This window comes from Halomonas campaniensis (genome assembly GCF_002211105.1).
In the GTDB taxonomy this organism is placed as follows: Bacteria; Pseudomonadota; Gammaproteobacteria; order Pseudomonadales; family Halomonadaceae; genus Vreelandella; species Vreelandella campaniensis_A.
Window position 1 is genome coordinate 127,339 of the sequence record NZ_JPUA01000028.1, and the last position, 14,026, is coordinate 141,364.

Genomic DNA, 14,026 nt, shown 5'->3' on the forward strand with positions numbered 1-14,026 from the left:
GACGCGTATGGGGCATGATCATCGGTTATGTCCAAGCTGTGCGACGGCAGACCACGGCACTTGCTCTGCGTGTCGTCGACATCGTTTATTGGTGATGGCACCCGACGGGAATGCGCTGTGCAAAGCCTGTTATGAGCTAGGGGACATTGCTTGCCCATCGTGTGGCCATCCTATGCCAGCCGGTCGAGGCGATGTCTGTGAGCCCTGCTACTGGACACGAACATGCCGCAAGCGGATCTCCATTGGCCAAGCCGGTCTCACCACCAAAGCGTTACGGGAGGCATTTGAGGAGTTTGGTGAATGGATGATTCGCACCACGGGTCCGCATAAAGCTGCCCTGAAGATCAACCACTTCTGGTCGTTCTTCACTGAGCTCGACCAGGCATGGGCACGGATACCGAGCTATGTGGAGCTACTTCACCACTTCGGGGCAGAGGGGTTGCGGCGTGTGAGGCTCCCGATGCGATGGCTACATGAAGAAAAAGGAGTGGAGCCGGATCATCAAGCAAAACGAGTCGACTCCGAGAAACGGCGTATCCAGGAGTGCCTCAGGTCTATGCCGCCCGCTTCGCTAGCAGAAAAGGCGCTGAGAGCTTACTGGCATCAATTGGAAGCGCGCATAGAGGCTGGGAAAACGTCGCATACCTCTGCACGACTGACGCTCAGGGCGGCTGCCACGTTATTACTTAAGACTCATCCTGAGGGCTTACAGTTGCCTAACCAAGCTAACGTTGAAAACTACCTGGTTGTAGCGCCTGGGCAAGCAGCATCCCTAACAGGATTTATCAACTTTCTGAATCATCGCTACAGCACTGAGCTGGCTCCCAAGGTGGATAGCAAACGAGTCAGGATGATGCGCAAAGAAAAGCTAGCTCGCATGATCATGGAAATGGCAGATAGTGACGCTAAAGATGAGGCTTGGATGGCACGTTGGGTCTTATTGGGAATGGAGTATTTTCATAATAAAAAGGTCACAAAAAAATCAGCAGTGACATATGAGTTAAGCCAAGCTGGTGACGGTGTTGTCGCTTTTCACGCAGGTTCAAGGTATTGGCTGCCGATCAAGTGATACCGGCTTCCTTCCAGCATCTCATTTAGTGTCTTCTGGGTGAAATACGGTTATGACATGCTCAAGCGTTCGTCAGTTTGCTGCTTAAGCTAGGACACTTCTTTGCACTAGGCCTGTGACTTTGCGTCTACCAAAGTGCCCTGCAGTCTGGATTTATGAGCACTCAAACGCGTTACGCGCTTGCATTCCTTCGACGTTCTACCGCCGCATTTATTCCTTCGACTTCTTCGTCTATTCGCTGATGATACTCGTTACTCGGATGCAACCAGTCTTTCATCTGTCTGAGTATCACGGGGTCTTTCGACGCGAAGAATTTTGCACGCTCAAAAGCACGAGCTTGCACATCCTCAGCAGGCGAAAGTTCTGCGACCAATCCCCACTGGTACGCATCGGCACCACTGAAGGTTTCTCCTCCGAATATCAAGCGTTTGGCTAGAGGAAGACCCACGGCACGTTGGAGCAGAAGCGTGCTTGCTGCCTCGGGGGCGATGCCCATGTCGATAAAGGGTAGCTTGAGTTTCGTATCTTCACTGGTAACTACCCAGTCAGCATGCAGTAACCATGTCACACCGATGCCTGCTGCGGAACCGTGCGCTGCAATTACCAACGGTTTTCTTACGTCGGTAATGGCGTGCAAGAATGCTGGCACGGGGTCTTGCGGTTGCTGCGGCCACTCTTCAAAAGCTTTTAAGTCGTGGCCTGCACAAAATGCACTGCCATTGCCAGTGACCACGATGCAGAGCACGTCATCTCGCTGGTCAGCCTCCTTCAGAGCCTCGGTGATAGCGGTGAACATCGGCATCGTGAGCGCGTTGCGCTTGTCGGGTCGATCAATACAAATGTGTAACAGACCATCTTCGATACTGAAATTTAGTGACTCGATATTTTTCATAGCAGTTATTTTCCTTCAGCACAGAGGGGTTAGATGACGTTCTCACTCGCTATTGGACAGACCCACCAACACCTCTTAAAGTGTTCAATATGACACAATTTATGCGATTTCGGACATCTCATGCCTCAAGCTGCTATTCTGACCCTTGATAACTGCTACGCATCCACGGTGGCGGGATTTGCAGACATACTGAAGGTCGCCAATTCGCATCTACGGCTTGAGAAAGCGCCCGTATCCGAACTATTCGATTGGGACTTTGTGTCAATGTCGGGTGAACCTGCCATCGCCAGCAATGGCATGGCTTTGCATACTCACAAGCTGGATCTAAGTAAACGCTATGACCTGGTGTTCGTCCCTAGTATCTACTACGGTGGGCATCGCTTGTTCGACAGCTTCCTTGACTTGCAATCCAACGCGTGTGAGTGGTTGACAACGCAGTGGTCGTCAGGGGCCTGGGTTGCCGCCAATTGCACAGGCACGTTCATACTGGCCCAAACAGGCTTGTTGAACGGTCGTTCGGCGACAACGACCTGGTGGCTGGAAAAGCATTTTAGAGGGAAGTTTCCTGGCGTTAATTTGCAACTTCAGCCAGTCCTCACGGAGGAGGATCGACTGATATGTGCAGGAGCCTCAGCGTCTTACTTGGTTCAAACGGTGCGGGTAATTGAGCGATTCGCGGGGCCTGTCATCGCGTCGCTTTGCGCAAAGACCATGCTGATCGACGTTAGCCAGACCAACCAGATCCCCTATCTTCCGTTACTTGGCAAAAAGAGTCATTCCGACGCACTGGTGTACCGGGCTCAACAATGGTTACAGAGCAACATGTCGAGAACCATAAGGATGTCAGAGTTGTCGGCTACCCTTGCTGTCACTGAAAGGACGCTGAACCGGCGGTTTCGGTCTGTCATGGATCAAACGCCGTTAGCCCATCTTCAGGATATCCGGCTGGAAGCTGCTCGGGCGCTGCTAGAGAGCAGCTCCGATAGCGTAGAGAATATTGCTGGCCAGGTTGGATATAGCGATACCAGCTCTTTCACAAGGCTTTTTCGCCAGCGAATAGGCATTAGCCCTGGTGCTTACCGGGAGCGGTTCCAGACGCGATAGGGAATCAGCCTTTCGGCTTGGTTTGCCACAGTGCTAAAAAACCTCAACGACCATTGTCTCAAGATGGTCTTTAGCGCCAAAAATCCGCACTGAAGTTATTGAGCCCGCGACCATAGGTATCTAACGTCACCTGGTAGGTTTTAGGGATGTCACTACCGATGCCTCCCTCTCTGAAAAAATTTCTCAGGGAATGAAGGCTTAACAATTTAAGGTGTTCCCATTCACGCCGTAGTTTTTCTTGACGCTCCTGTGCCAGTTTCGCAGCACTGGGCTTCCGCTTGGGTAATGGAAAGCTGTAATCGGGGCTAAGATCAGGTGTATAGAGGAACGTGATAGAGCCATACGTCCAATTATCCGCCGTATTTTTACGCCATTGGTACCCCAGTCGCACTTCCAGACGATCACCGTAATGAAAGGGCTGGAAGATATGGTCATCGACTTGAAACAACAGGTTGTCTTTCTCTTCTTCTTCCATCCGCTGCTGCATCTGTTGAACAGCATGTGTTAGATCATCAGCAGCTCGACGCATTGACTCATCGGTTTCATCACGCTTTTTAGAAGACTTGGCCCGACTGTGTGCATCAACTGACTTTTGAAAGTCTCTCAATTTGTTTGAAACATATAGGCCGCAACTTTCTAAATTAAATCCGTAGAGCTGACTTAGCGTTACGCTGTGGACACACTCCCTGATGGCTATGTCTAGCTCGTCGGAGTCGAGGTTTTTTAAGGCTTCTCTTTCTGCCGAAGAGATGTATAAGTCACCCATTATGATCGCCTTATCAGTTTGGATGTTTGATGAATCGTCTAGCGCCGTGCCAATATACTACGTCTAAAGTGTGCTTTTTACCCTTCAGTGACGAACGAGTTTTTGAACGACACCTTCAACGTGCCGCACGTTAGACAGCACTTGGCGCATCCAGTGTTCAAAGCTGCCTTGGTGATCCAGCGTAAATACTAAACCTTTGGTCAGACAGAGGTTTTGACCCTTCCTTCTTACCGCCATTTCTTGAATAGGGCGTTCAAGCGATGGGGTACGGGTTACCATGGGGTATGACCTACTGGCTGCCTACTGTGAAAATGCTGACGCTAGCATCATGCATGCAACAAATCAGATGTAAATCCAGGGCCGGGGAAATGGCCCTGGCTATACGTGTTGGGAGGCTTACTTTCGATTAGTTGTCGCCGTTTTGCCAAGCGAGCCCATCTGTTGCCTAAGCCAGCCGTGACCGCTGACAAGCGTGATACCGATGATGACTAGCACTGCACCGATCAGAAAGCCTGGCTCAATAGGTTCGTTTAGCAGCCAAGCACCAAACCCAACCCCAAACAGCGGTGTCATGAAAGAAAGCACGCCAATGCGCGAGGCTTGGTAGTGGCGTAACAGCCAGAACCACACTAGAAACCCGGCGAAGGAAACGATAACTGCCTGGAAGGCAAGGCTCGCCAACGCTAAAGGCGTAGGGTTGATAGCCAGTTGGTCAAGGGCTGCGGCCCCCATCAGCAATAGGATGAAAGCCGCTACTAATTGATAGAGCAAAGTTTGTTCGGCTGACACGTGAGCAAGACGTGAGGTGCGTACAACCACAGTGGTCGCACCCCAGGCAGCACCGGCCAGTAGAGCCAACAAATCGCCCCATAGCATCAAAGGACCGTTATTGGTGTCAGCGGTTTCGGAAGGCAACAAGAACGCTATAGCGATACCGCCAAAGGCTAGCCCAATACCAGCCCATTGGAGAGGGGCCATGCGCTCATCGGGTACTAGGAAATGCAGTAATAATGAGGCAAATACTGGAGCAGTATATAGAAAAACCACGGTGTGCGAAGCCGAGGTGAAGCGCAGAGCTTCGCCCAGCAGTAAGTATTCAAGTGAGAACAGTACACCCACTGCTAAGCCTGGTTTCCAGCTACCATCACTAAACGACAAGCGCTGCCGCCTTGCGAACACGTATAGTCCAATTAGCAAGGCGCCGATGCCAGAGCGCAGTGCAATCTGCAAAACGGGAGAGATATCATCACCCGTCGCCTTCAGGGCGACTTGTTGCATGCCCAGAGTAAGGCAAAAGACGAGCATCAGCCCGACAGCGTGAGAATCGAGTGATTGGCGGGGATCCATGCTTCCTCCAAGGCAATTAGCTGCGAGAGGAGAGTATATATTTGGCGTATTTAAAAAATATAGCTAGGATTTGACATCCAATGCAGCTACTCAGACAAAGATAAAATACTGGTATGGGACACTCTACAAGACATCTGCTTCTCCCGCCGTTCAGCAACCATCTGCCAGCTCCAGTGGTGTTCCGTACCGGATGTATGCCAGCTGGTGCAGCATATCCATACCACCGTCATGAGTGGGGCGAGTTTGTCTATTCGTATAGAGGGGTGGTAGAGGTCAAGGTTGGTGAGCGGCACTATCTTGCACCGCCCCAGTACGGCCTATGGTTACCGCCGCGGGTCGAACATCAGGGGCTAAACCGCTATGAGGCAGTTCACTGCTCTGTCTATGTTGCATCTCCGCTGGCTGATGGCCTGCCTAGGGTGACCTGTGCGTTAACTATCAATCCTTTGATTAAGTCTGTGCTTGATCATCTTCGCCGCCATCAGGTTCAAGCGCCTTACCCTGATGACGTCACGCGGCTGCTGCGGGTGTTGGTGGATCAGTTGGCTGCTGCGAAATGCGCTGGCAGTTACCTCCCCACCTCTGAGGACCCCCAGCTAGGCCAAGTACTGTCGTTAATCGAAGCTTCTCCCCATGATAACCGTACTCTTGCTGAGCTGGCCAAGACTGTTCACGCCACCGAGCGTACTTTAATGCGTCGTGCCCAACGCGACTTGGGAATGTCGCTATCAGAGTGGCGGCAGCGTTTGAGAGTTGTGAAAGCGATGTCTCTGCTCGAAACAGGAGCTAAAGTTGAAGGCGTCGCATTTGATCTTGGTTATTCAAGTGCCTCAGCATTTATCACGATGTTCCGTCGCCTCACTGGTGAGACGCCAGATGAGTACCGCCGAAATTTTAAGCAACAGTAATTTTTAGGTTGCTTATGGCGGTTGAGCCCAGAAGGTTGTCATAGGGAAAACTGCGACGAGACTATTTTCAATAGGGTCGGTCAAAAGAAGGCAGTCTCATATCAGCTAACGACCTCCAGTTTGATCACCATGCAAACTCGCCCTCTGTTATCAGCACCTCTCGCTTCGCAGCACGCAGAGCGTAGGATTTCGCCTCGACGTACGCAGGATCCTCGTAGCAGGCTTTGGCTTGTGAGTAGCTCGGAAATTCAACTACCAATACCCGGCTGCTACCTTGTGTCTCGACCAGGGCCCCTTGATCCAATACCTTGATTTTTGCATCGTACTTCTCCGAGATAGGCCCCCACAAGCGCCCGTACTCCTTCTGCGCCTCCTGATCGATAACTTCTGAGGCGAAAATGATCCAATAGCCGCTCATAAACAGTTTCCTTTTTTTAGCAGGGGCGTACCCCGTGATATTCAGCGCCGCTTGTTTGACTCAGCAGACTGTGCAAAAGACTGACCCGCGCTGGGATTCCATTGCACGCCAGACTGAGCGACCACTCCAGGCTTGAGCTGCTGGTTGTCGTCGTAATCTTCTCGGGGGTGGAAGAATAATGGAGTCAATTCATCCAGCCCATCTAGGTGTTGCTTATACGCGCTCAGATAATCCTCGCGTTGCTCTGCGCTGACTTGTGCCGGCATCCAGGCGGCAAAGGGTGGAAGCACGGTGAATCCGGTATAGGCGAGGACACCGTTATGAATCGGCCAGAGAATGTGGTTTAGATCGCCATCGATACCGTTCGGCTGATACAGAGAGCTGGCAGTCCCAGTCGTGAGACTCAGCAAGGCGCGTTTTCCCCTGAACATGCCCTTATCGTATTTGCGGCCAGAGGCATAGGCAAAACCACGACTTAGCACGCGATCGACCCAGCCTTTGAGAATGGCCGGCATTGAGAACCACCATATCGGAAATTGGAAAATCAAAAGATCTGCGTCTCTCACCTTGGCTTGCTCGCGAACCACATCGCCGCATACCCGCTCGCTTGCGTAAGCAATTTCCTGGGCCTTGGCAGGGTTGAAGTAGTCCCCCTCACCTAGGTCTGCAAACTCGTCAGGGCTTAGGGCTGGACTCCATCCCATCGCGTACAGATCACTAACTTCGACGTGATATCCTCGGCTCGACAGGGTTTCAACCGCTGTCTTCGTTAACGCGGCATTGAATGAGCGCGGCTCGGGGTGAGCATGGACAATCAAGACATTCATAAATTGGACTCCTCTCTGGGTTCATGGTCTTAGAGGTGAGCTTCGTAATGCTACTCGAGCAAACGCCACGCACCAGGACGTTTTTTATTGTCGTAACGATAGTGCGCAGCCACAAATCATGTGTTCTCATGCCATGAAGGAGAAAAACTACGCCATGAGATCCGATGCCCCATTGAAGGCAATAGCCTGTTTTGATGCAGTGATGTGCACGGGTAGCACTACCCTGGCGGCTGAGCGCCTTTTCGTGACACCTGGAGCGGTGGGTCAACAGATCCGAAAACTGGAGCAATGGCTAGGAGTCCAGTTGTTCGTGCGCAGTGTCCGAAAGCTGACGCCGACAGAGTCCGCTCTCCGCTATTGGTCACAAATCAAACCTGCCCTTCAGCAGATCCAACGGGCTAACGAAATGGTAATGGGGGAAAGGACAAATCGCGTAACCCTCAGTCTCCCCCCCGCGTTTGCCAATAGTTGGTTTGCGCGGCGCATGCATGATTTCACCCGGCAATTTCCAAACACGAAACTTCACGTCAACGCTTCGCCCGCCCCAGTCGACCTGGTCATCGGCTCATACGATTTGGCGGTACGCCACTTCGACGGAGTTGATAACCGGCTGCATTCACGCCTGTTACTCGAAGATGAGGCACGGGTGTACTGCAGCCCTGGCTACAGAGCGCACTTACGGTTGAGCGAGGTAAACGATATCCGTAAGGCTACGCTGCTCTACACCACCTCTCATGCGAACTGGGCACACTGGCTCGCAGAGGCCGGCGTAAGTTCTGATGATGCATCGGGAGGGCTTCACTTTGATCAGTCGGAGCTTGCCATCGAGGCTGCACGTCGCAATCAGGGGATAGTGCTGACGAGTCCTTGGCTTGTAGAGGACGATATTGAGCAAGGAAGGCTTGTTCAGCTGTTTGAGCACGCAGTCTTCACAGGAAAGGCCTATTACATCGTCTACGGCAAAGAAATGGCTCTAAGTAGCGCTGCCCAGTGGCTCGCTGATTGGCTAGTAGACACTGCCCCAAAAAGCGATCTGGACCGCTTGTAACCGAAAGAATCTGGAGAGCTGAATTTGCAGGAGTCGTGTCCTTGGATCATCCTTGCATTTAGTGCATCACTGAACTGCATTTTTGATGTATTGCCGCATCTTTCATCATGAGTGACGATCCTGGCATTGAACGGAGAGGCTCATATCATGCACACAGTCATACGCTTTGAAAGGCCCGGCCACCCTGAAGTCCTCGAAGCCTTTTTGGCCAAAGCACCTGCTCCCACTGAAGGCGAGGTGTTGCTCAAACAAAGAGCTGTTGGGGTTAATTTCCTGGACGTCACACAACGCAATGGTGCTGTGCCGATTCCGCTACCGTCCGGTCTTGGCCTTGAAGGTGCGGGCATCGTAGAGGCAATAGGATCCGGTGTAGAAGGGTTCCGACCGGGAGACCGAGTGGCCTACGCAACTGGGCCGCTGGGTGCCTATGCGGCTTCTAGATGCATACCGGCTAGTCGCTTGGTAAAGCTACCTGATGACGTCAGCTTTGAGGATGCTGCCGCAGTCCTGTTCAAAGGCATCACTGCCCAGTACCTGCTCAAATCCACCTACGAGGTAAAGGCAGGCACCAAAGTGATGATCTACGGCGTTGCTGGAGGTGTTGGTGACATCATGGCCCGGTGGGCCAAACACCTTGGGGCATACGTTATTGGCGTGGTCTCAAGAGCCGTGAGTATCGATAAAGCCAAAGCCGCCGGATGCGATGACGTGTTTGTATTCGACGCCGAGCAACTACCGAGACAAGTAGCAGCAGCGACTAATGGCGATAAGGTAGATGTGGTCTACGACCCTATTGGTCGAAGCACATTCAACTGTTCGCTGGAATGTCTTCGCCCACGGGGACTGATGGTGTCGTTTGGGGCATCGTCCGGTGCGCCCGCTACGGTAGAGGTCAGTCAGCTCAATGCAAAAGGATCACTTTTCCTGACCCGCCCATCCTTGGCCGCACACACAGCGACTGATGCAGAGTATCAAGAACGAGCAGCTGACGTGATATCTGCGCTCCGAGCAGGGATCATCGTTGCCCGTATCTGGAGGACCTTTCCTCTGCTTGATGTGGCCCAGGCACACGAAGCCCTCGAAAGTGGCCACTCTCAGGGCACTATTGTACTGATTCCCTAGTGCTTGGATGATTCATGCCCATCGATAGCCGTCAGACTGACGAAATCACCGCATTACTGGCCGTAGAGACACATGGTTCGTTTGTGGCTGCCGGTAAATATCTTCAGCGTCACCCTTCGATCCTATCGAAGCGGCTTTCAACACTTGAGGCTCGACTCGGTGTGCGCCTCGTTGAGCGCAGCACGAGACATGTCAGCCTCACTGACGCAGGTAAGCGCCTAGCGGCAAAGTTGCGACAGGCCACAGTCCTGATTGAGGAGGCCCAGCAAGAAGCGACCTCAGGTGCTGCTCAAGTCCGTGGTCACATGCGTATTGCCGTTCCTGGTGCAATGGGGCGGCTGTGGCTGGCACCAAGGCTGCCAAGTTTTCTCCTGGCTAATCCAGACATTTCCTTGGAGATAAGTCACAGTGAGCGCTTCGTGGACGTAATTAGCGAAGGCTTTGATGCAGCAATACGCGTGGGCGAGCTCAATGACAGCCGACTCATCGCTACCCCCATGGGAAACTATCAACGAATTCTGTGTGCGTCATCGAGCTATCTTGAGCGCCATGGCTACCCAAGCACGCCCCAGTGCTTAGTCAATCACAACTGTCTTGGGTTCTCTGGACTTTCTTCACACCCCAATTGGCGCCTAATCAAAGGTCGAGAGAAAACCACCGTACGGGTCTCAGGATCGCTAACTGGTAACGATGGTGAAGCATTGCTACACGCTGCCATAGCAGGCGTTGGAATCCTTGGAGCTGGCGACTGGCTGTTTGATCAAGCGCTGAAGAGCGGCGAGGTTGTTCAGGTACTGCCAGAGTGGACACTTGGGCAACCAGGTCGAATCTACCTGATACGTCCATCACGAAAATACACAAGCGCCGTTACCCATGCATTCAAGGACTGGCTCAACAACCAGTTCGATGAAAGCACTGGAGCTTAGTTTTTAAAAACTAGAATGAAAATTACAGGACAGTCGCCGTTATCGCGCAATACGCTAAAGGCTCGCGCTCGGATTATGGATTGTCAGTCGGTATGTTACAGCCCGCTATTTGCCGAACAGGAACGTGTTCATGCACTCTATTGATATTTTTCAAGTTAACTCATTTACACAAAAAGCGTTTGCGGGGAATCCCGCTGGGGTAGTACGGAACGCCCGTGGGCTGACGGATGAGATGATGCAGCTCATCGCGCGAGAAATGAACCTTTCCGAGACCGCATTTGTTTTTCCCTCCGGGGACTGCGACGGTGATGTAACAGTTCGATTTTTCACACCCAGCACTGAAGTGCCGATCTGCGGGCATGCCACGATAGCCGCGCATTTTGTTCTTGCTCGTACAGGAAAAGGCCCAGGGGTCTGTACTCAACACACCGGAGCCGGCCCACTTAAAGTCGAAACAGCGGAAAAAGATGGTGCCTGCCAAATCTGGATGCATCAGAAAACAGCTGAATTCTCTCCAGCTTTCGATACGGCAATCAGTGAACGAATTGTCGCCGCACTTGGAATTGAATCTAGCGAGTTACTTGAAGGCTATCCACTCCAAATCGTTTCCACTGGGCACTCCAAAGTCGTTATTCCGGTTCGAGATCGTGCGTCTATTGTACGCATGCAACCTGACAATAAAGAGTTGATTGAAATCAGCAAGGCAATTGGCTGCAATGGTTTCTACCCTTGGACTTTCGACAGCCCGGACGCAGGGTGTCTCACTCATGGCCGTATGTTTGCTCCCGCTATTGGCATAGCAGAAGATCCGGTGACCGGTAATGCAAGTGGGTGTCTGGGTGCTTATTTGATTCGACACGGGTTGTTGCCGGTTGATAGCGACGGTTTGGCATCCTTCTATGCTGGTCAGGGGCACGAACTCAATAGGCCTGGCCGCGTTCTTGTAGAAGGAAGGCTAAGTCACCGAAACGACTCTATTTCTATCAAAATCGCAGGTGAGGCCGTGATAGTTATCGAAGGCCAGCTAGTGCTGCCCGAATGAAGTAAATTGAGACTTGTGAAGCACCTACAGCCAATGGTCGTTACAGCCAAACCATTGAGAGTGAGGGTGTAATTTACCTCTCAATGGAGCTCCCGATTGATCCGAAAACAGGAGCACTCGCTGAGACGCTAGCGGACCAGGCCAGACAACTTTTTCACAATTGCAGCAATATTCTGAAGGCCGCCCAGAGCTCACTGACGTGCTTACTAAGTGCGGCTATTTACCTGACGGACATGAACGATTGGAATCGTGTGAACGGCTTATTTGCTAATGCATTTGGGAATCACAAGCCTGCACGGGGTATGGGCTGCGTTCCGGCGCTCCGTTTTGGGGCCAAGATTAGCATCCAAATGATCGCGGAAAGAAAGTGCCAGCGTTCAAACCGAAACTGTCTAAAGCTCTAGCGTGGTGACCCCACTCCCTGGATATTGCAGGGCTCTGTTTTGACAAGCAGGGCAAGCCGAAAGTTGCAAGTTCGCTTGCCCTGTTAAAACAGGGCCCTGAGCAATCAGAACTGAACCACAACTTTTCCGAAGTGCGCACCACTCTCCAAGTATCTTAGCGCGTCGCCAATTTCGTTGTATGAAAATATCCGATCAACTACTGGCCTGATCTTCTCCTGCCCAACGAATTTGTTCATATCCATAAACATCTGCTTGGAGCCAGATTCAATGCCGTGGATTTGCACGTTCTTGGTGACAAAGTGGTAGGTGTTGATTGGCGCACTCAACCCTGCGATGAGGCCGATAAAACTGATCGTGCCACTGGTCTTGATTGCCTTTAAGGATCTATTAAGGTTTGCACCGCCGACAACCTCGATAACATGGTCAACCCCTTTCCCATTCGTGATTTCGAGTACTTTGTCTTCCCAGTCTGGATATTTTTTGTAGTTGACTGCCGACGCTACGCCTAGCCGCTTGGCCTTCTCGATTTTCTCATCGCTGCTTGAAATCAGGATCGGTATGCCACCTAGAGCGCTTACGAATTGGATGGCAAATAAAGATACCCCCCCGGTGCCCTGTATAAGAACACTTTCGCCCTGAGCCACCTGACTGCGGCAAGACACTGCATGCCAAGCAGTTACCGCAGCAACTGGCAAGGTCGCTGCTTCAACCGGGCTTAAATGATCAGGGACTTTGACAACAGCATTTCGATGAAAGACTACCTGTTCTGAAAGAACGCCATCTGCGGCTGCACCGCCCAGCGGGTTCACATACTTTTCCTCGGTCAAGGGGCCGTCCAGCCACTCAGGTAAATAGATTCCGGCGACAATATCTCCTGCCTTCCACTCTGATACGTCTTTGCCTACATTGAGGACTACACCCACGCCATCGGAAACAGGGATTCTTCTCGACTGGGGTTTCCAGGTTGCGACCCCATTTATAACGAGGAGATCGCGGTAATTTAGGGACACAGCAAGCATTTTTACTAATATTTGGTCGGAACCAATGCTCTGCTGAGGAGGTGCAGTTAATTTAAGATTGACGATGCCATCGCCGACAGTAGTGTAAGCATTCATGTATCTGTATCCTCCATAAATTTAGCCGGAGCACATGGTTTCCTATGTGCGGTATGCGTCCGGAGAGCAGTATGTAAAGCTCCTTCATAGACATGCTAGCCATTAATCAGACTTACACAGCAGCCCTTACAGTATTTTCCTACTACTACGAGTTTGCAGTACGCCTTCTCAGACAAGTAGCTCTACAGCTAAGTGCTTATTCAAAATGAATCGCGTCATCAGCTCCATAGCTACCCAGTAGTCGGTGTACCTTTTCACATAGATGATCAAACGACGGGTAAGCGCTCAACGGCAGCCAGGCGTACTTCATCTGACGTCACAGTATCTCAGTTAGATTCAGCTCTGGCGAGTAGGCCGACAAGTAAACCAGATTCACACGGTGTGACATCCACTCGACCATTTTCCGCCTGAAGCCCTGTGAGCGATGCATGCTGGCGTTGTCGAGCACTACGACAGTGAAGGTATCGGTGTTTTTCTGTGCTACAAACTGGTTAAACGCCTCGATGACCGTCTCGGAGGTCATCGATACCGTCGTGGTGTGGTAGAACAGTTTCTCGGCACGGCTGAGAAACCCCAATACGTTCAGCCTACGGCTGTGTGAGTAGGCCGTCACCTCGCAGGGTTGCCCGATGCGGCTCCCGCATAGGGTACCGACGACGATTGTGAAAAGCCCGATTCATCAAAGTAATCTGGTGATGCTGTTCGGCGACAAGCTCCTTAAGTCGCTGATGATTCCTTTCGTCTAGGGCGTGCGTGCGACCCCTACGGGGCTTGTCGATCAATCCCTTGAGGCCTGACGCTTCCCATTATTTAAACCAGCATGATACGGCGTCGCGGCGGACCTCGAGTATGTGGCTAATCTGGTTGATCGTATGACCATAATTGCTTAGAAGAATGGCATTTGCACGGCGCAGTAGTGCGCGCTTGTCACCGTAGTGATAGGCAGAAGACCGCGTCTGTTGTTCAGGATCAGTAAGGAGAGCAACGAAACGCTTTAACACAGTTCCATCCGTCAGGAATATCCGAAACAGTATTACA

Annotated in this window: 15 protein-coding genes and 1 pseudogene; 8 read left to right on the top strand and 8 right to left on the bottom strand. The window is 51.8% G+C overall.

Features of this window, described 5'->3' with window-relative positions; genetic code table 11:
* The first annotated feature begins 304 nt into the window (after positions 1 to 304).
* Positions 305 to 1,069: a hypothetical protein gene (locus JI62_RS10880; protein ID WP_240513220.1), complete on the top strand. Its 765-nt coding sequence runs from the start codon at positions 305 to 307 to the stop codon at positions 1,067 to 1,069.
* 172 nt (positions 1,070 to 1,241) lie between these two features.
* Here the strand turns inward: JI62_RS10880 and JI62_RS10885 are convergent, their stop codons facing one another.
* Positions 1,242 to 1,961: an enoyl-CoA hydratase-related protein gene (locus JI62_RS10885; protein WP_088700175.1), complete on the bottom strand. Its 720-nt coding sequence runs from the start codon at positions 1,959 to 1,961 to the stop codon at positions 1,242 to 1,244.
* Positions 1,962 to 2,081: 120 nt separating this feature from the next.
* Here JI62_RS10885 and JI62_RS10890 point away from each other — a divergent pair, with 120 nt between their 5' ends.
* The gene (locus JI62_RS10890; protein ID WP_088700176.1) at positions 2,082 to 3,065 is read left to right on the top strand and encodes a GlxA family transcriptional regulator; all 984 of its coding nucleotides are present in this window, start codon (positions 2,082 to 2,084) and stop codon (positions 3,063 to 3,065) included.
* Between the two features lie 70 nt (positions 3,066 to 3,135).
* Here the strand turns inward: JI62_RS10890 and JI62_RS10895 are convergent, their stop codons facing one another.
* The 3 genes from JI62_RS10895 to JI62_RS10905 form a co-directional block, all read right to left on the bottom strand.
* Positions 3,136 to 3,831: a hypothetical protein gene (locus tag JI62_RS10895; RefSeq protein WP_088700177.1), complete on the bottom strand. Its 696-nt coding sequence runs from the start codon at positions 3,829 to 3,831 to the stop codon at positions 3,136 to 3,138.
* A gap of 84 nt (positions 3,832 to 3,915) precedes the next feature.
* Positions 3,916 to 4,110, bottom strand: a complete 195-nt coding sequence (locus tag JI62_RS10900; RefSeq protein WP_088700178.1) for a hypothetical protein — start codon at positions 4,108 to 4,110, stop codon at positions 3,916 to 3,918.
* A 117-nt stretch (positions 4,111 to 4,227) separates the two neighbouring features.
* Positions 4,228 to 5,178: a DMT family transporter gene (locus JI62_RS10905; protein ID WP_088700179.1), complete on the bottom strand. Its 951-nt coding sequence runs from the start codon at positions 5,176 to 5,178 to the stop codon at positions 4,228 to 4,230.
* Between the two features lie 194 nt (positions 5,179 to 5,372).
* On the opposite strand from JI62_RS10905, the gene JI62_RS10910 reads away from it, so the two are divergent.
* Positions 5,373 to 6,086 carry an AraC family transcriptional regulator gene (locus JI62_RS10910; protein WP_205737508.1) on the top strand — a complete coding sequence of 238 codons (714 nt, stop codon included), beginning with the start codon at positions 5,373 to 5,375 and terminating at the stop codon, positions 6,084 to 6,086.
* Between the two features lie 124 nt (positions 6,087 to 6,210).
* Here the strand turns inward: JI62_RS10910 and JI62_RS10915 are convergent, their stop codons facing one another.
* Together JI62_RS10915 and JI62_RS10920 are read right to left on the bottom strand one after the other, a co-directional pair.
* Positions 6,211 to 6,504 (bottom strand): DUF1330 domain-containing protein, encoded by a 294-nt coding sequence (locus tag JI62_RS10915; RefSeq protein ID WP_088700181.1) that lies wholly within the window; start codon positions 6,502 to 6,504, stop codon positions 6,211 to 6,213.
* A 41-nt stretch (positions 6,505 to 6,545) separates the two neighbouring features.
* Positions 6,546 to 7,331 (bottom strand): NAD(P)H-dependent oxidoreductase, encoded by a 786-nt coding sequence (locus JI62_RS10920; protein ID WP_088700182.1) that lies wholly within the window; start codon positions 7,329 to 7,331, stop codon positions 6,546 to 6,548.
* Positions 7,332 to 7,485: 154 nt separating this feature from the next.
* Between JI62_RS10920 and JI62_RS10925 the strand changes: the two genes are divergently transcribed.
* From JI62_RS10925 to JI62_RS23205, 5 genes are all read left to right on the top strand, one after another.
* On the top strand, positions 7,486 to 8,379 hold the full coding sequence (locus tag JI62_RS10925) for a LysR substrate-binding domain-containing protein (RefSeq protein ID WP_205737509.1): 894 nt from the start codon (positions 7,486 to 7,488) through the stop codon (positions 8,377 to 8,379).
* Positions 8,380 to 8,526: 147 nt separating this feature from the next.
* Positions 8,527 to 9,501, top strand: coding sequence for a quinone oxidoreductase family protein (locus JI62_RS10930; protein WP_088700184.1), 975 nt, complete (start codon positions 8,527 to 8,529; stop codon positions 9,499 to 9,501).
* Positions 9,502 to 9,515: 14 nt separating this feature from the next.
* Positions 9,516 to 10,427, top strand: coding sequence for a LysR family transcriptional regulator (locus tag JI62_RS10935; protein WP_088700185.1), 912 nt, complete (start codon positions 9,516 to 9,518; stop codon positions 10,425 to 10,427).
* Positions 10,428 to 10,557: 130 nt separating this feature from the next.
* Positions 10,558 to 11,469 carry a PhzF family phenazine biosynthesis isomerase gene (locus JI62_RS10940; RefSeq protein WP_088700186.1) on the top strand — a complete coding sequence of 304 codons (912 nt, stop codon included), beginning with the start codon at positions 10,558 to 10,560 and terminating at the stop codon, positions 11,467 to 11,469.
* Positions 11,470 to 11,474: 5 nt separating this feature from the next.
* Positions 11,475 to 11,873 carry a Rid family hydrolase gene (locus JI62_RS23205; RefSeq protein WP_088700187.1) on the top strand — a complete coding sequence of 133 codons (399 nt, stop codon included), beginning with the start codon at positions 11,475 to 11,477 and terminating at the stop codon, positions 11,871 to 11,873.
* A 104-nt stretch (positions 11,874 to 11,977) separates the two neighbouring features.
* Here JI62_RS23205 and JI62_RS10950 read toward each other — a convergent pair whose 3' ends face one another.
* Together JI62_RS10950 and JI62_RS10955 are read right to left on the bottom strand one after the other, a co-directional pair.
* Positions 11,978 to 12,988, bottom strand: a complete 1,011-nt coding sequence (locus JI62_RS10950; RefSeq protein WP_088700188.1) for a zinc-dependent alcohol dehydrogenase family protein — start codon at positions 12,986 to 12,988, stop codon at positions 11,978 to 11,980.
* A gap of 196 nt (positions 12,989 to 13,184) precedes the next feature.
* A pseudogene (locus JI62_RS10955) lies at positions 13,185 to 13,989 on the bottom strand (IS630 family transposase).
* Between the last annotated feature and the right edge of the window lie 37 nt (positions 13,990 to 14,026).